Source organism: Colwellia sp. E150_009 (assembly GCF_053543955.1).
On sequence record NZ_JBHFOM010000009.1, the window covers coordinates 25,101 to 43,150 of the forward strand.

Annotated in this window: 18 protein-coding genes; 9 read left to right on the top strand and 9 right to left on the bottom strand. The window is 36.1% G+C overall.

The window, feature by feature from the left end; genetic code table 11:
• Positions 1–14: 14 nt before the first annotated feature.
• Both astE and ACE1OF_RS06190 read right to left on the bottom strand, forming a co-directional pair.
• Complete coding sequence (gene astE / locus ACE1OF_RS06185) at positions 15–1,118, bottom strand: succinylglutamate desuccinylase (RefSeq protein ID WP_448893380.1); 1,104 nt, start codon at positions 1,116–1,118, stop codon at positions 15–17.
• Positions 1,119–1,201: 83 nt separating this feature from the next.
• On the bottom strand, positions 1,202–1,801 hold the full coding sequence (locus tag ACE1OF_RS06190; RefSeq protein ID WP_448893381.1) for a replication initiation regulator SeqA: 600 nt from the start codon (positions 1,799–1,801) through the stop codon (positions 1,202–1,204).
• A gap of 188 nt (positions 1,802–1,989) precedes the next feature.
• Here ACE1OF_RS06190 and ACE1OF_RS06195 point away from each other — a divergent pair, with 188 nt between their 5' ends.
• From ACE1OF_RS06195 to murI, 7 genes are all read left to right on the top strand, one after another.
• Positions 1,990–2,802 (top strand): alpha/beta fold hydrolase, encoded by an 813-nt coding sequence (locus tag ACE1OF_RS06195; protein ID WP_448893382.1) that lies wholly within the window; start codon positions 1,990–1,992, stop codon positions 2,800–2,802.
• A gap of 157 nt (positions 2,803–2,959) precedes the next feature.
• On the top strand, positions 2,960–3,181 hold the full coding sequence (locus tag ACE1OF_RS06200) for a DUF2788 domain-containing protein (RefSeq protein ID WP_448893383.1): 222 nt from the start codon (positions 2,960–2,962) through the stop codon (positions 3,179–3,181).
• Positions 3,181–3,462, top strand: coding sequence for a LexA regulated protein (gene ybfE / locus ACE1OF_RS06205; RefSeq protein ID WP_448893384.1), 282 nt, complete (start codon positions 3,181–3,183; stop codon positions 3,460–3,462). Before ACE1OF_RS06200 ends, ybfE begins: the two co-directional genes overlap by 1 nt.
• 36 nt (positions 3,463–3,498) lie before the next feature.
• A complete protein-coding gene (gene fldA / locus ACE1OF_RS06210; protein WP_448893385.1) occupies positions 3,499–4,023 on the top strand; it encodes a flavodoxin FldA in 525 nt (174 codons plus the stop codon).
• A gap of 245 nt (positions 4,024–4,268) precedes the next feature.
• Entirely contained in the window at positions 4,269–4,712 is a 444-nt protein-coding gene (gene fur, locus ACE1OF_RS06215) for a ferric iron uptake transcriptional regulator (protein WP_448893386.1), read from the top strand.
• A gap of 37 nt (positions 4,713–4,749) precedes the next feature.
• Entirely contained in the window at positions 4,750–5,208 is a 459-nt protein-coding gene (locus ACE1OF_RS06220; protein ID WP_448893387.1) for a methyltransferase family protein, read from the top strand.
• Between the two features lie 81 nt (positions 5,209–5,289).
• Entirely contained in the window at positions 5,290–6,096 is an 807-nt protein-coding gene (murI, locus tag ACE1OF_RS06225; protein WP_448893388.1) for a glutamate racemase, read from the top strand.
• Between the two features lie 95 nt (positions 6,097–6,191).
• On the opposite strand, the gene ACE1OF_RS06230 is transcribed toward murI, so the two are convergent.
• The gene (locus tag ACE1OF_RS06230; RefSeq protein WP_448893389.1) at positions 6,192–6,761 is read right to left on the bottom strand and encodes a PhnA domain-containing protein; all 570 of its coding nucleotides are present in this window, start codon (positions 6,759–6,761) and stop codon (positions 6,192–6,194) included.
• 184 nt (positions 6,762–6,945) lie between these two features.
• On the opposite strand from ACE1OF_RS06230, the gene ACE1OF_RS06235 reads away from it, so the two are divergent.
• Both ACE1OF_RS06235 and sstT read left to right on the top strand, forming a co-directional pair.
• A complete protein-coding gene (locus tag ACE1OF_RS06235; protein ID WP_448893390.1) occupies positions 6,946–7,851 on the top strand; it encodes a sensor domain-containing diguanylate cyclase in 906 nt (301 codons plus the stop codon).
• 80 nt (positions 7,852–7,931) lie between these two features.
• Positions 7,932–9,164 carry a serine/threonine transporter SstT gene (sstT, locus tag ACE1OF_RS06240; protein WP_448893391.1) on the top strand — a complete coding sequence of 411 codons (1,233 nt, stop codon included), beginning with the start codon at positions 7,932–7,934 and terminating at the stop codon, positions 9,162–9,164.
• Positions 9,165–9,213: 49 nt separating this feature from the next.
• Here sstT and tilS read toward each other — a convergent pair whose 3' ends face one another.
• The 6 genes from tilS to lpxA form a co-directional block, all read right to left on the bottom strand.
• On the bottom strand, positions 9,214–10,560 hold the full coding sequence (tilS, locus tag ACE1OF_RS06245; RefSeq protein WP_448893392.1) for a tRNA lysidine(34) synthetase TilS: 1,347 nt from the start codon (positions 10,558–10,560) through the stop codon (positions 9,214–9,216).
• A 104-nt stretch (positions 10,561–10,664) separates the two neighbouring features.
• A complete protein-coding gene (gene accA, locus ACE1OF_RS06250; protein WP_448893393.1) occupies positions 10,665–11,621 on the bottom strand; it encodes an acetyl-CoA carboxylase carboxyl transferase subunit alpha in 957 nt (318 codons plus the stop codon).
• A gap of 130 nt (positions 11,622–11,751) precedes the next feature.
• Complete coding sequence (gene dnaE, locus ACE1OF_RS06255; protein WP_448893394.1) at positions 11,752–15,312, bottom strand: DNA polymerase III subunit alpha; 3,561 nt, start codon at positions 15,310–15,312, stop codon at positions 11,752–11,754.
• The gene (gene rnhB, locus ACE1OF_RS06260; RefSeq protein ID WP_448893395.1) at positions 15,305–15,949 is read right to left on the bottom strand and encodes a ribonuclease HII; all 645 of its coding nucleotides are present in this window, start codon (positions 15,947–15,949) and stop codon (positions 15,305–15,307) included. The genes dnaE and rnhB overlap by 8 nt, the downstream gene beginning before the upstream one ends.
• A gap of 42 nt (positions 15,950–15,991) precedes the next feature.
• Complete coding sequence (gene lpxB / locus ACE1OF_RS06265) at positions 15,992–17,158, bottom strand: lipid-A-disaccharide synthase (protein WP_448893396.1); 1,167 nt, start codon at positions 17,156–17,158, stop codon at positions 15,992–15,994.
• 108 nt (positions 17,159–17,266) lie between these two features.
• Positions 17,267–18,037 carry an acyl-ACP--UDP-N-acetylglucosamine O-acyltransferase gene (gene lpxA, locus ACE1OF_RS06270; protein ID WP_448893397.1) on the bottom strand — a complete coding sequence of 257 codons (771 nt, stop codon included), beginning with the start codon at positions 18,035–18,037 and terminating at the stop codon, positions 17,267–17,269.
• Positions 18,038–18,050 lie beyond the last annotated feature (13 nt).

Here is an 18,050-nt window from a genome sequence, read left to right on the forward strand (position 1 = left end):
CTTTATACCGTGAATTATATCGGATTAACTTCCACAGGTATCACAGTCAACAAAGCACGCTGACCAATGGCGACATTAGCATTGGGGAAAATAATAGCCTCCCCTTGCTTTAAGATTTTAATCTCATGTTCGCCATCTGTCGCTATCACTGTGCCAATAGGAAAATCGGTGAAATTTTCAACATTGTCAGCAAAATAAAATCTAAAATCCTCATTTTTTCTATCTATAATTTGGTCAATTTCAAAAAAACTAAAATCGTCTTTATTATAATCCTTTAACCCTAATGACTGACCTGAAACCAATGCAGTTAAACTTGCTTGAACATCAGAGAAGTTGGCCATGTCATTCTCACCAAAGGGTTGCACTTTCCCTAGCTCAACAGTAAATGCATGAGCACCAAATTCATTGGAAGAATAATAACTAAAGGTAGTTGTTGGAGAGTTAGAAAACAAAATAGTCTTCACACCACATGCTAGCATAAATTGTAGCTGCTCCTTAACCCAAGGTTTATTGTGCCTAAAGGGGTACACTGCAAACTTATCATTTTTCGAGCCACGAATTGCTGTATGTAAGTCATAGTGGAATCGTTCGCTTTTGCTCTGTTTTGACGGTGTAGCGTAAAAAAAATCACGAACTGTATTTTCTAATAACAAAGCACGATGACGCTCTTTATTAATTAGCCCTGCGCCCTGGCCTTGATCTATAGAGTGACCATTTGAAAATAAACGATTTAGATTTTCTTCCACAAAACGTTTACCAATATTTATCGATACGGGGTTACCAAATAAAAACAAAGTTCTGTGTGCTAAATGTAACTGTCCTAGCACAAGTTTTTTTATCAATTCACTACAAATTTCAATCGGTGCAGTTTCATTACCGTGTACAGCACTAGACAACACAATATCTTTATTTGATTCATGATTAAGTGGCTCAAAACAAATAATCCCTGTATCAAGCACTGATACTTTTGTTTTAGCCGAACCGTTAGCACAAACCACTTCAAAACTAAATGCAGGCATCGAAAATTGATGACTACGAGTTAAATGTAAAAAATCGCCATTAGCCAATAATTGCGCTTTTAATTGTGTTGCGGATAAGTTTTCTTGTGGATAGGGCATTATAACCTTTATGTTTATTGATTTATTTGTAATTTATTTTATATAAGTCGTTTTAACACCTTGCAGTATCAACGCCCTTAATGCTAAAGCAATTCACGTATTTTAATTACATCACTTTCATCATAACCTAGCAAAGTCGCGGCTTCCGTTAGCATCATTTTTTTTCGTGTTGTGTTTGAGTTAGTAATCACCCAATAAGGACTTTGTGGAATCTGTTTGGGTTTGGTACTGCTACCACTTGCTGATAATAACGCTTCACTTAAAGCAAAATATAAACGCTTAGTTTTTCTAGCGCTCACTTTTGGCCCTATGTTTGATACAACACTAAATTTATTAGGGTGTGCTCGATATAACGCGGCAAGAATAAGTAAAAATCGTCCTACGGCACCTCGTTGCATCGCAAGTTCTTCTTTATTTATAAAGTCGAAAACACTTCCTGAGCCATGTTCGTCATCACTCGTCTCTGTTAATTCACCTTGAGCCACTTCTTCACCATCATGGTCATCTGATAATGGTGTTTGTGTCAATGCTTCTTCTGAACTGTTATTTAATAAAACGGTTCTGTTACTTTCGTTATCAAGTTTAAGCAAACGGCGTAAAATACTTGAAGCATTTTCACCAATAGACTGTGTATTGGCTACAATATGAAGATATAATTCATCATCTATTTCAATATTTTTCATTTATCACTAACTTCTATAATTTTTAATTGCCGCAAGATTATACCAATTAAATTAATTAAGGGTACAGGGTTCAATGAGAATAAATGTTCAATAAGCAAACACTTGACAAGTATTAACACCAAACAACTTTATATTTCATGATAAAATAGTTTTAAATTACTTAATAATTAAATGATACACACGACTAAATGACACATAACAAATCACCTCAATTAAACTCACAGCAACTTAACTACCGACAACGTGGGCAAGGAGAGCACCTTATCCTCATTCATGGCTTATTTGGTAGTTTAGAAAACTTAAATATGGTGGCAAAAACCTTGAGCCAGTATTATTGCGTTACAAGTGTAGATGTTAGGAATCATGGAAATTCATTTCATCAAGAAGGCATGAGTTATGCTGTGCTAGCACAAGATGTCATCACTTTAATGAACGATTTAGCCATTGAGTCTTGTCATGTTTTAGGACATTCAATGGGCGGAAAAATTGCAATGCAAATTGCACTTTCTAATCCAGAAAGAGTAAATAAGCTAGCTGTTGCTGATATTGCCCCGGTTAAATACTCTGCTCACCATTTAACAATTATTGAAGGCTTACAAGCAATTGATTTAACCAAAATAAAAACACGAAAAGATGCGAGTATCCAATTAACCCCCTATGTAGAAAATGTAGGTGTTAGGCAGTTTTTATTACGTAACCTTACACAAAATGAGCAAGGAGAATTTCACTTTAAATGTAACCTAGATTATATTGCCCAAGGTTATCAACAAATAATGCAAGGTATTGAAAACACTCCTCAACAACCAATTAGATCATTTAAAGGTGATACTCTATTTATTAAAGGTGGTGATTCTGATTATATTTTACCTGAACATCAAAACGCCATAAAAGCACTTTTTCCTGAAGCTAAAGCGAAAATAATTCAAGGGGCAGGTCATTGGCTACATGCTGAAAAAACAACGTCATTTAATAAAATCCTCATCGACTTCTTATCAAGCTAATTTTTATATAAGGCCTTTTGATAGAGATCAACAATTATAGTCGTTAAATAAACTAAAATCGGGGAGTTAAAGCCCCACTAAAGCCACGAAAAGAAATGAGATTTTATTGACACTATGCTATAGTGCTGCCAATTTTTAGACTGACGCACTAACGAATATGCTAGCTGAACATTTAGAGTTGATAGAAACCATTGGATTGAATTTATTTTTCCTTTTTATTTTTGGTTTTATTGGCTTATCCATCCATGATGTAATGAACAAAAATGATGTTCCTAAAACAGGCAGAATAGTCGTATATTTTGTGTTATTTTTAGGGTGTGCAGGCTTTATTGCTAAAGGTATTATTCAATTCATTTGGGAAAGTCAAGGGGTTGGTTAGTGGCAAAAGAAATATCAGACTTAACCACTATTGATTTATTTAGTGATGAAAAACGCCCTGGAAGACCAAAAACAAGTCCGCACCCTCGCAATGTTCAAATACGAATAAATAAGCGGAACCAGGTTAAACGAGACAAAAACAATGGTTTAAAACGCGTTGAATTTAAAATTCATCACAGCATATTTGAGCAGTTAGAAAAGTTAGCTAAGACTAAAAATATTAGTCGCAGTGAATTGATAGAAAAACTATTGATTGACTCTTTAGCAAAAGAAAACAATTAATTTTAATACTAATTTGAAGTAATAAGGTAAATTCCCATGGCAATCGTAGGTTTATTTTTTGGTAGTGATACTGGTAATACTGAAGCTGTAAGTAAAATGATCCAGAAAAAACTGGGCAAAAAAATGATTGATGTTAAAGACATCGCTAAAAGTACAAAAGAAGAAATAGCTGAATTTGATTTACTAATTTTAGGTATTCCAACATGGTATTACGGTGAAAATCAATGTGATTGGGATGATTTTTTACCTGAACTTGAAGAAATCGACTTTACTGACAAACTCGTTGCTATTTTTGGTTTAGGTGATCAAGAAGACTATGCAGAATACTTCTGTGATGCAATGGAACCATTACGTGATATAGTTGAAAGCAAAGGAGCAATTGTTGTTGGTAATTGGCCGACCGACGGTTATGAATTTGAAGCATCTAAAGCATTGATTGATGAAAATACTTTTATCGGCCTATGTATTGATGAAGACAGACAATCTGAGTTAACTGAAGAACGAGTAACCAAATGGGTTAATCAACTTAGTGATGAAATGTATCTAGCTGATCTCGCATAGTGTATATGTACAGCTTAAACCTTATATTTATCAAGGTTATTTAACTACAACAAAAGCTCATTTATTGAGTTTTTGTCGTTTTAAGGCAAAAAAATTAGCAATTAGTCAAACTAACCCTTTCACCAAACTTAATTACCCCCTATACTTTTATTTTTATCCTAATACTCAATTGATTGATTTTTATTCTTTCTAAATGGAGTATAATTAAATCAATTTAGTATCAACCTTTGAGAGAAAGTAATTACATGGCAGATCAAAATGAAGAACTAAAAAGAGCCGGACTAAAAATAACCCTGCCACGTATTAAGATTTTAACCATCTTGCAAGATCCAAATAATCAACATATTAGCGCAGAAGATGTTTATAAAATTTTACTTGAGCAGCATGAGGAAATTGGCTTAGCGACAGTATACCGTGTACTTAACCAATTTGATGATGCAGGTATTGTTAGCCGCCATCATTTTGAAGGCGGTAAATCTGTATTTGAATTGTCACATAAAAAACACCATGACCACTTGGTTTGCTTAAAATGTGGCAAGGTAGTTGAATTTGAAGACGATGTGATAGAGCAAAGACAAAATGATATTGCTCAGTCTCACAAAATCACATTAACAAACCACAGTTTATATTTATATGGGGAATGTGAAGACAAAGTTGCTTGTGAAGACTTTAGAAAAGCTAATCTGTAAGTAAATTAAGATAGAGTAAAAATACGAGTGGAGTAATATGAACTTAGAGCTGAAGATTATTCCACCCGTTCAACTAATTATCTCTTCTGGTTTGATGTATACTCTAGCCATTAACTTTCCCCAATATAGCTTTGAGTTTTCTAAAATATTTTTAGTTATTACGGTGTTAATTATTATTGCAAGTTTCATTGGAAGCTTAGCGCTTTATGATTTTCATAAGCACCAAACAACCTTTCATCCACATACGCCAGAAAAAACCAGAACAGTAGTTGATAGTGGTATTTTTGCTTATTCTCGAAACCCTATGTATATAGCATTAGCAATAGCGTTATTCGCATTTGGCCTTTATTTACAAAACTATAGCTGTTTTTTGATCATGCCTTTTTTTATTTGGTATATAACACGTTTCCAAATCATTCCAGAAGAAAAAATGCTTGATAAACTTTTTACAAATGATTATCAAGCATACTGTCAAAAAGTAAGGCGTTGGTTATAAATTAAAATGTGTACTTTAAAAAACTAAACATTTTTTAGAATATAAACTTAAACCATACAAGTTAGCAACATCCCCCCTAAGATGGAAAGACATAAATCAATAGGCATATTTGATTCTGGCGTAGGAGGACTTTCTATTGCCGAGGCAATCAATGAACTGCTTCCTGAAGAAAATTTAGTTTATTTTGCGGATATTGGGTTTTCTCCATATGGAAATAAATCCACAAAAATAATCAAAAAACGCTCAAAAGAAATTGTAAAATTTCTTATTAGTCAGAATTGCAAGCTTGTTGTTGTTGCTTGCAATACGGCTACCGTTAATTCAATAAGTAATTTACGGGCTGAAACCTCCATTCCTATTATAGGAGTTGAACCAGCGATAAAGCCTGCGGCTTTACAAAGCAAAACGGGCATTATTGGCGTATTAGCCACTAAACAAACAATAGCAAGTAGGTCTTTTCAAAACCTTCGTGATAAATATAGTGAAAAAGTGAGCATAAAAACTAAAGCTTGCCCTAAATTTGTCACTTTAGTAGAGAGCCTGAATCACAATAGTGAGCAAGCTCGCACAACGGCTGAACAATATATCCAACCACTATTATCGCAAAATTGTGACCAAATAGTGCTCGGCTGTACTCATTTTTCATTTCTGAAAACTACGATTGAAAATATTGTAGGTCTTAACGTTAATATTATTGACACAGCAGTTCCTGTCGCAAAAGAAGTAAAGAATAAGCTACAGAGCAATAATTTAGAAAATACAGAAAACACAAAGGGCATTGTTGAGTTCTGGGTTAGCGGAAATTCGGCACAAGCCTCTGAATCTATAAATGAATTATGGGAGAAAGATGTAAAGGTGTCATCTATTCAACAAATAACACCAACTTAAAGAACATCAATTTATACCAAGCTTATTCAGCTATACCATTAGTTTCATTCCATACTCATAATATAAATTGATGTTAATGTTCTTTGGCTAAATCACTAAGCCTTTTTCAAATAAGCAGCAACAAGCACTATACGTGTGCCATTGACTTTACCTTCAATATGCTCAGGATTATCAGTTAAGGTAATACCTCGAACTAAAGTGCCTTGCTTAGCAGTAAAATTAGCTCCTTTAACTTTTAAATCCTTGATCAAAGTAACATCATCACCATCTTGCAACTCTGCACCGTTACTATCACGTGTTGGACCTTCTTTGTGCTCAGCTGCAATCCCCTGCTCTGCCCACGTTTTTACATCATCTTCCATATAAATCATATCAAGCGCGTCTTGTGCCCAACTTTCTGATGAAAGTTTATGTAACATACGGTAAGACATTACCTGTACCGCAGGCTCTTGATTCCACATACTATCGTTAAGACACCGCCAATGATTCATATCTAATTCATTTTCACCATCAATTTGGCTTTGGCAAGTTTGGCAAATATAAACACATTGTTGAGCGCTTAAATCACTTGTTGGTGGTACGGGATAAACAACTAAATGCTCAGTTGAAGTACAAAGTTCACAGCTGTTATTACTACGCTGTATTAGCGCTTGTTTACTAGGCATATTGATTCCTAAAATTAATCTTATTTGAGTACAAATTCAGTGGCGCAATTATACCTTAAATCTGAGTAAATATGAGAATATTTTACCAAAAAATTAAATAGTAATATTTCACTTATTGGTCTTATTATTTACGCTAATCATTGTTATTATAGAATAAATAACGAATTGTACTTTGGATTGAATTGTGAAAACTGCATTACAAATGACACTTTGCCAAAAAGATTTTGATGAGCTTACCCAAGCTCTAAAAATGGCCTTTGATAATCATTTACAATGGCTCAGTGATTTCAATTTTGCAATGGTGTGTCAGCCAGACAAGTTACCTAAATTCTGCTGCAATAAAAAACCTCATCGACTTTGTAAGTTTGGTCTGTGGTACTACAACGTTATCAACCCCGCTATTTTAACCAATATTGATTTTATTAATTTAGGAAAGAAGCATAAAAATTTACACTATGCTACTTGTAATTTAGTTGAGGAGTTTAGGGATCTTGGAAGGCCCAACAAAACAACCTATTTAGAGTTCAAACAACTTGAAAAGTTATTTTTAGATGAAATTAAAAGCTTTTTATATACCAACCTTGCCGCCTTTAGAGATACGGATCATTTAACAGAATTACCTAACCGGCATGCTCTCGACATGTTTTTAAAGCAAGAATATAACCGTATTAAACGTGAAAAAAAGCAAAGTAGTATTGCGATGCTTGATCTGGACAATTTCAAATTAATTAATGATCAATATGGCCATAGCATTGGCGATGAAGTATTGAAAACATTTTCTGATTTATTATCATCCAATATACGCAATTGCGATTTTGTTGCGCGTTATGGCGGCGAAGAATTTATTATTTATTTTGCTAATATTAATTGTAAAGCAACTTATACAATAGCGGAAAAATTACGAAATTTAATCCAACAAAAGCATATCCAGATCGATGATGATAGGTTTATTACACTTACATGCTCATTTGGCATAGCTTCATTTAACATTAGTAAAACCATTAAAGACGCTATCTCTGATGCAGATAAAGCATTATATCAAGCAAAAAATACTGGTCGAAACAATGTTAAAATTAATACACAAGAATAGTCTTTGTTGCCATTCATCACTAGACAAACATTCACGTCAATGATAAAAACGCTGCCTATAATATAATATGAAGGCTTAATATGACCTCTGATACATCAATATTTAACAGCTCGCTTATTAATCGACTTAAGTCCATAGGCTTAGTATCGCAAATTATTATTGCCATTATATTAGCAACTATTTTTGCAGTAATTACCCCCGAGGTAGCCAAATCATTTTCAATTTTAGGTGATTTATTTGTTAGCGCTCTTAAAGCAGTAGCACCAGTGTTAGTGTTAGTGTTAGTCGCTTCAAGTATTGCTAATCAAAAAACAAACAGTGATGCCGAATTAAAACCAATAATTGGGTTATATTTATTGGGCACACTATGTGCCGCTTTTGTAGCCGTTGTTTTAAGTTTTATATTCCCTACATCATTAACATTAGATATAGCCAGTGCTAATGCCAACCCACCGCAAGGGTTAAGCGAAGTACTTTCAACTTTAGCTTTTAAAGTAGTAGAAAACCCTATTACTGCTATTGCAAATGGAAACTTTATTGCCTTATTAGCTTGGGGACTTGGTTTAGGTTTTTCACTTAAACACGCAAATGAACAAACAAAAAAAACCGTTCATGATTTCAGTGAGGCAATTTCAAGCATTGTTCGACTTGTTATACGCTTCGCGCCTATTGGAATTTTTGGATTAGTTGCTAATACAATAGCAACAACTGGTTTTGTTGCACTTGCTGAATATAGCCATCTTGTCTTTGTACTGTTAAGTGCTATGTTAATTATTGCACTTGTAGTCAATCCTTTAATTGTATCTCTGATCATGAAGAAAAACCCCTACCCGTTAATTTTTATCTGTTTACGTGAGTCAGGGATAACCGCATTTTTCACCCGTAGCTCTGCAGCCAATATCCCTGTAAATATGGCGCTGTGTAAAAAATTACATTTACACGAAGACACTTATTCAATCTCAATTCCATTAGGTGCAACAATCAATATGGCTGGAGCAGCCATAACGATAACAGTATTATCATTAGCAGCAGCCAATAGCTTAAACATTGAAGTAGATTTTGGTACAGCGATACTATTATCAGTTGTTGCTTCAATATCTGCCTGTGGGGCGTCAGGAGTTGCTGGTGGTTCATTATTATTAATACCCTTAGCCTGTAGCTTATTTGGTATTGAAAATGACATAGCAATGCAAGTGGTGGCTATAGGGTTTATTATTGGTGTTATTCAAGACTCGGCAGAAACGGCACTGAACAGCTCTACCGATGTGGTATTTTCTGCTGCAGCCTCACATCACATCACATCACAAAAATAGTTATTAAACTTCGCGCTATTTTTACTTCTTGTAACTTAATACGCGTCACTTAAGAATCCCAGCTAATATGTAAACTGGGCTGACTTTCTTTAACTACATATGATTGGCAAACAAAAAAACCAATGGCAGCAACAAATTCATCATCGTAATATAAAAAAGGAATGCGTTTACGTTGCCATGTAGGAATATTAAGTTCTTGAAGTACCTTTTTTAAACTACGTGAATGATTTCGGTAGTCAGGTAAACAACTTGGATTATTATGAGAAAAGCGCAAAGTCACCTTTTGCGCTTTAGTTGGTAATACAATACGCTGTGTCGCTTTTTGAACGTTATCAAATACTGCTTTTACAAAATGCAATTTGCCTAAATGATCAGGTAATTCTATAAAGCTTTCATTATCCGATAAATCAAGCTCTACCAACCAGTTACTAACATCTTCAAATTGCGTAGTTAAATATAAAACACCTTTATACCGTCGTAAATAGTGCTCACCTACTTTCACCGTGGGAGTTTTATCATTGGCTGCGTTAAGCTGCAGGTGCGACTGGGCTAATTGTTCTGTATTTGGCATTAAACACTGATGCTGTGCTAAAAAATAGCGAATTAGGTTATTAAAGCGACTTTGAGACAATTGCTTTAAAGGTTCAACAGACAAGCTCTTGCTATCATATTGACAATGGTTTAGATCGTCAGCAGCCAATTCATCAAGTAACAACTGACCTTCTCGACAATGATCACTGCTTCGATTAATGGTATTAACAATACTAGGCCAACGGTTAATTAATAACGGAATAATGTCATTACGCAAAAAGTTTCGATCAAAACAGGTATCGATGTTTGACTCATCTTCAACCCAGCTTAATTGTAACTGTTGAGCATATTCAAGAATCTGTGCACGTGTAATATTTAGAAGGGGACGAAGTAATACGTCTTTTCCTTGCCTAGTTTGACTACTCATTGCGGATAAGCCTTTTAAGCCTGATCCGCGTTTGAGTGCCAATAAAAAAGTTTCAGCTTGGTCGTCGCTATGATGCCCTGTAATTATTAATGAAGGCCCAGTATTAATAGCCTGTAATGCTTGATACCTAGCATCACGAGCCAGTGCTTCTAATGATTGTTGCGGTTGGGCTTGAACATTAACTTGACATATCTTCAAGCTTAATTTGAGCTTTGAACAGGCTTGCTCAGCAAAAGCCTGCCAAGCAGCAGAATTTTGACTTATACCATGGTTAACGTGGCATACAACAATAGGATTTAAAACTCGTTTTTTTTTATTCAATATTGCCAATGCGTGTAGTAACACTTGCGAATCAACACCACCACTGTATGCAATAACCAGTGGCATATCAGGGTATTGACTGACAGAGTTGAATAGTGTCGATTCGATAAGGTGCATAGCATTAATTACACGTAAATTGACTAATGATGAGTTAAGTAATACTTTTAGAGATCAACGTATTTCAAAACTAAATTAACTGTGTCACTCATCACTACAATTAGTTAACAATAGCCAAAACCCATTAGTTTGTCATAACGCTTTTCAATCAATTGCTCTTTTTCTAATAAATCTAACTCAGCCAAATCGCTTTTAAGTGCTTGTTTTAACATAGCAGCCATTTGATCAACATCACGATGTGCACCACCTAATGGCTCTTCAACAATGCTGTCAATTAATTCTAATTCTTTAATGCGCTTTGCTGTAATTCCCATTGCTTCTGCAGCTGTTGGAGCTTTTTCTGCCGTTTTCCACAAAATTGAAGCACAACCTTCTGGTGAAATTACCGAATAAGTTGAATATTGCAACATGTTCACGCGATCACCAACCCCAATAGCCAGTGCCCCACCTGAACCACCTTCACCAATAACGGTACAAATAACTGGTACAGTTAAACGTGCCATCACTTTTAAATTAGTCGCGATAGCTTCACTTTGACCACGCTCTTCTGCACCAATACCTGGGTATGCGCCTGGAGTGTCAATAAAGGTGATAATTGGCATATTAAAACGCTCTGCCATTCTCATTAAACGCAATGCTTTTCGATAACCCTCAGGGCGAGGCATACCAAAGTTACGTTTTACTTTTTCATTTGTAGAACGTCCCTTTTGATGACCAATAACCATCACAGCTCTGCCATCTAAACGAGCAGTACCACCAACAATAGCGTTATCATCAGCATAGGCTCTATCACCAGCTAATTCGTCAAACTCAGTAAAAATGCGTGGTAAATAATCTAATGTATAAGGACGTTGTGGGTGTCGAGCAACGCGTGCCGTTTGCCATGGGTCTAAATTGGCAAAAATCTTCTTGGTTTGCTCTTTATTTTTTTCGCGCAACTGTGTAATTTGCTCTTCCAAATCAAGATCTAACTCTTGACCTGTATTTACAAGTTGAAGCTCTTCAATTTTTGCATCAAGCTCGGCAATAGGTTGTTCGAAATCTAAAAAATTTAATGACATATGCTGCTTTGCACCTAAAAATGGTATTAATATTCTCTTATTACCAATATTATAATCGATAATGCTTAATTTTTAATTCTTATTATTGTTGATATAGTTAAAATATTGTATATGTTTATTAATAACCGCGTTATTTAAATTGTAAAGTGACACTTTCATCACCTAATAATTCTTTTAAATCATACAATAACATATCAGTTGGCGATACACGCCATTGTACTCCAAGTTCTAACATGCCGCGAGCTTCTTCTCGTTGATAAAAAACTCTAACCGGACAAGTCCCTTCTTTATAAGGCGTTAAAACTTGCGTAAACTGCTCAACAAAATTATTGTCAATTATACCTTTATTTACTTGAAGATCTAATGAGGTAACGTAATTTTCTCTCGCGTCTGTAATGGTCATGATATCTCGGGCGGTCATTGTATTCCCTCCCGAGTAATCATCAAAGCTGACCTGTCCGCTACACACCAATATGGCATCGGTTTCAAGCAGTTCTGAAAACCTATCGTAATCATCAGGAAACAAACGTACATCCATGCGAGCACTTTTATCATCCAAGGTCACTAATGCCCAACGACGCCCTCGTTTATTTACCATAACTCGTACACCAATAACTAAACCAACGGCAACCGCTTGTTTATCACGCCCTGTTGGCTGCATACCCACTAAACGGCTAGTAGAGTATTTTTTAATTTCGGTTAAATAACGATTAATAGGGTGCCCTGTAAGATATAAACCTAAGGTTTCCTTCTCACCATCAAGCCAAACTTCTTCAGGCCATTTTTTTACATCTTTAAAGCTTTGACGTGAATCAGTTTGTTCATCATTAATCAAACCAAACAGGTCATTTTGCCCTAATGATTCGGCTTTCGCGTGTTGTTCTGCCGCTTTTATCGCTTCGGGTAACGTGGCAAACAATACAGCTCTATTAGGTAAATTTTTACCGTCACTAGTTAATTTATACGTGGGACCAAGAGCATCCATCGCGCCTGATTTAACCAACTTTTCTAATACACGTTTATTTGTTTTCTTTAAATCTAAACGTGCGCAAAAGTCAAATAAATCAACAAAGGGGCCTCCTGCTTGTCGCGCAGCAATAATGGCTTCTATAGGCCCTTCACCAACCCCTTTTACTGCACCAATACCATACACAATTTGGTTATTATCGTTAACGGTAAACTTATACTGTCCAGCATTTACGTCAGGTGGTAATAAATCAATGCCCATATTGCTACATTCATCTACAAGGGTAACAATTTTCTCAGTGTTATCCATATCAGCAGACATAACAGCAGCCATAAAAGGTGCAGGAAAATGTGTTTTCATCCACAACGTTTGATAAGAAACGAGTGCATACGCTGCTGAATGAGATTTATTAAAACCATAACCAGCAAATTTTTCTACCAAGTCAAAAATCTTAATTGCCAATTCGCCATCAACGCCACGATCTTTAGCGCCTTGTTCAAAGCCTGCGCGTTGCTTGGCCATTTCTTCTGGCTTTTTCTTACCCATAGCCCTGCGTAGCATATCTGCGCCACCCAATGAATAGCCAGCTAGCACTTGCGCAATTTGCATTACCTGTTCTTGATAAAGAATAATACCGTACGTTGGCTCAAGTACAGGTTTAAGATCTTCATGCTGCCAAGTTGCATCAGGATAACTGATCGCTTCTCGACCATGCTTTCGCTCTATAAAGTTATCAACCATCCCTGACTGTAAAGGCCCAGGGCGAAATAAAGCAACTAATGCGATAATATCTTCAAAGCAATCTGGTTTCAGTTTATCAATCAGCGACTTCATACCACTTGATTCTAACTGAAATACAGCCGTTGTTTTCGAGGCTAATAGCACATCAAAACTAGCCTGATCATCAAGTGGGATAGTAGAGATATCAATAGGCTCCTTACCCGCTTTTAGCAGCTTTTCATCCGCCATTTCTATGGCCCACTGCAAAATAGTCAGTGTTCTTAGCCCTAGAAAATCAAATTTAACTAATCCCGCATCTTCTACATCATTTTTGTCAAACTGTGTAACAGGGTTTTTACCTTCATCGTCACAATAAAGTGGTGCAAAGTCAGTAATGGTAGTAGGAGATATAACCACCCCACCAGCATGTTTACCAGCATTTCTAGTGGTTCCTTCTAGTATACGACACATATCTATAAGATCTTTTACATCACTATCTTGTGCGTATATTTCAGGCAACTTGGGTTCTTCTTCAAATGCTTTTGCTAAGGTCATTCCTGGTGTTGTTGGAATAAGTTTTGAAATTCTATCTACAAAGCCATAAGGGTGCCCTAATACTCGGCCAACATCTCGAATAACAGCTTTTGCTGCCATGGTTCCAAAGGTAATAATTTGTGAAACGGCATCACGACCATAGAGTTCAGCTACATGGTCAATAACTTCATCACGCCTGTCCATACAAAAATCAATATCAAAATCAGGCATGGAGACACGTTCTGGATTTAAAAAACGCTCAAAAAGCAAATCAAATTCTAATGGGTCGAGATCCGTAATATCTAGGGCATAAGCAATTAAAGAGCCTGCTCCTGAACCACGACCAGGACCAACAGGAATATTGTTATCTTTACTCCACTGAATAAACTCCATAACAATCAGAAAGTAACCTGGAAAGCCCATGTTATTAACAACTGCCAATTCTATTTTTAAACGTTCGTCGTAAGGCGCTCTTATTTCGGAAAAATTATCAGCTTGACGATCAAAAAGTTGATCAAGTCGTTTTTCTAATCCTTTTTCAGACACTTTAATAAAGTAATCATTAATTTCCAAACCATCAGTTGGAAAATCAGGCAGAACATACTCACCTAAAGTCACCGTAACATTACAACGTTTTGCGATTTCAACACTGTTCGCTAGCGCTTCTGGAATGTCACTGAATAATTCACACATTTCCTCTTCGCTACGTAAATATTGCTGTTCGCTGTAACGTTTTGGGCGACGTTTATCATCTAAAGTATAACCATCATGAATAGCAACGCGAATTTCATGGGCATCAAAATCATCTGGTGAAAGAAACATAACCTCATTGGTTGCGACAATGGGTAGTTCAAATTGTGTTGCTAAATCTATGGCTAAATGTAAATAATTTTCCTCATCAGCACGACCTGTTCGAATCAACTCAAGATAGAAAAAATTCTTAAAATGCAGCTGATAAAAAGCAACCATTTGTTCAACTAATGCGATATTGCCTTTTATTAACGCTTTACCTATATCGCCTTCCCTACCGCCCGACAAAAGCAACAAACCTTGCTTGAATTCAACTAACCATTGTTTGTCAATCACGGCTTTGTTTTGCAAATGTCCACGCATATAGGCTTTTGAAATTAATTCAGTAAGATTTTTATAACCCACATTATCTGTGGCGAGTACCACAATACGTGAAAACTCATCGCCAAGCTCTTCACTTCGCATCCAAAAATCACAACCAATGATAGGTTTAATACCTGCACCATGAGCAGCATGATAATATTTAACGAGACCACATAGGTTAGTCTGGTCTGTTAAGGCAAGCGCAGGCATCTTTAAGGCGGCAGCTTTGGCAACAATAGGTTTTACTTTATTTAAGCCATCACACATTGAATAATCACTGTGAATACGCAAGTGAATAAACTTCGGCTCAATAAATACGGCTTCTTCAGCCACTTGCTCACTCATTTCTTCACTCATGAAAGTGCCCTAATACACGAGCAACAGGTTTAAAACTCTGCCGGTAGCAATCTAACACGCCATACTCAATAATTTTTTCCAAATGCAGTTTTGTTGGATAACCTTTGTGTTTAGCAAAGCCATATTCTGGGTATAATTTATCAAGTGCTATCATTTCATTATCCCGGGCAACCTTTGCTATTATTGATGCGGCACTTATTTCATCAACGCGATCATCCCCTTTAATCACTGCTTGACTGTCAATACGTCCTTGTACGCTAGTAAAGGTTGGAGTTCGGTTACCATCAACTAGCACATAATCAGGGGTAACTGATAAACCTTGCACTGCGCGTTGCATAGCGAGCATGGTTGCATGCAAAATATTTAATGTGTCAATCTCTTCTGGACTTGCTCTTCCAATTGACCACGCAATGGATTTCTCTTTGATTTCTTCACTCAATAAAATACGTTTTTTTTCAGACAGTTTTTTAGAATCTCTTAAACCGTCAATGGGGTTGTCTGGATCCAAAATAACCGCAGCAGTCACTACATCACCAACGAGCGGTCCCCTCCCCACTTCATCAACTCCCGCAATACAATAAGCAATAGGGTACTCAAATGTGGGAAAAACATTCTTTTTAGGTGTAGTTTTAGCCATATCTATTCTAATTTAGTTTAAGCTGCATTGGGGTGAAAGGATTTAATTAGGCGTATCAAGTAAATCAATCACAGCTTTAGCTGCTTGCTTACTAGCATTACACTTTAATTGTTGATGTATTAAATTAAAACTCTCATTTAATTGAGTTTGATCTTGGTATAGACGCGCCCTCACTAAAGGAATTATTTTTTCGGGGCATACGTCATCTTGCAATAACTCAGGTACCAAGGTTTTATTAGCCAATAAATTAGGCAATGAAAACCATTGTAGCTTTACTAACCATTTAGCTAATAAATAAGTCAGCGTTGTAAACTTATAACATATCACCATAGGTCTTTTAATTAAGGCTGCTTCCAACGTAACCGTCCCTGATGCCATTAATAAACAATCACTTGCTGCCATCACGGTTTGTGTTTTATCGATAATAACGAGTACTTTCAAATCAGGTGCAAACTTATTTTTTAATGTTTTAAACTGCTCAGCACGTTTTTCGCTAACCATTGGTGCAACTAAAAGTAGGTTTTCATCTTCTTTTTGTAATTGTGTAGCACTTTGAAAAAAAGGTTCAAGTAAACGAGATAATTCGCCCCCTCGGCTGCCAGGCATTAAGGCTAGAATTTTATTTTCAATGGGTAAATCAAGTTCGGCTCTGGCTTGTATTTTATCATTTACCATGGGGATATCATCTGCTAACGGATGACCTACAAAAGTACAAGGGACATTATGTTTATCATAAAATTTCTTTTCAAAAGGCAATAACGACAGCACCATATCCGTTGCTTTTGCTATTTTAAAAATACGTTTTTCGCGCCATGCCCAAACTGAAGGGCTAACGTAATGAACTGTTTTTATATCGTGTTTTTTTAAGCGAAGCTCTAAACCAATATTAAAATCTGGCGCATCGATACCAATAAAAACATCGGGCTTATTGTGAGTGAAATATTCAACGAGTTGCTTTCTTACTTGTAATAACCGTCTGAGTCGACCAAGGACTTCAACAATGCCCATAACGGCTAATTCTTCCATGGCAAATAGGCTATCAAAACCCAGTTTCTGCATTTTAGCTCCCCCAATACCCACAAACTTAGCTTGCGGATATTGGTGTTGTAATGCTTGCATTAAACCAGCACCGAGCGTATCACCAGAATGTTCACCCACAACAATAGCAAATATAGGTGAAGTAGTATTAACCGTTAATATTGATGACACCAATTTAGTCCCTAGATTTATCTTTTTATCTGTGTATTTTTATACCTGCGCTACTTAACGTAAGTTTACAAGTGATAAAACCTAACGATTTTACTCTATAAAACGAGCTTACCTAATAATACCACGTGTAGATTTTTCAATTGAATACGTAAAAAGATCCAATTCTGGGGAAGAGTTCCCTTGTGCAGAGATAGCATTCAATGCCTCTTCAACCGATTGCTTTTTACGGTAAATTTCTTTATATGCACGCTTAATTGATAAAATAATATTACTATCAAAACCGCGGCGTTTTAATCCTTCACTATTTAAACCAAAAGGTTTGGCTGGGTGCCCTGACGCCATAACGTATGCAGGCACATCTTTTAATACCAATGCATTTGCCGCTATAAAGCTGTGCGCACCAATGTGACAAAATTGGTGTACGCCCGACATACCGCCAATAATAACATGATCACCAACATGAACGTGGCCAGCTATAGAGGCATTGTTAGCCATAATACAGTGGCTACCTACCATGCAGTCGTGTGCCACATGAGTGTATGCCATAAATAAATTATTGTTACCAATTTGTGTTAAACTGTTATCTTGCAATGTACCACGGTGAATAGTACAACACTCACGGAAAATATTATTATCGCCAATAATGAGTTCTGTTGGTTCTCCCGCATATTTCAAATCTTGGCAATCTTCTCCTATGCTGGCAAATTGAAAAATTCGGTTTCCTTTTCCAATAATTGTTGGGCCATTAATGACAACATGAGAGCTAATATGGCAATTATCACCAATAACAACATTTTTAGCTATATGGGTCCAAGGACCAATAGTAACATTTTCTCCAATAATGGCACCAGGTTCAATAATCGCTTGAGGATGAATCATAGATATTTCTTGA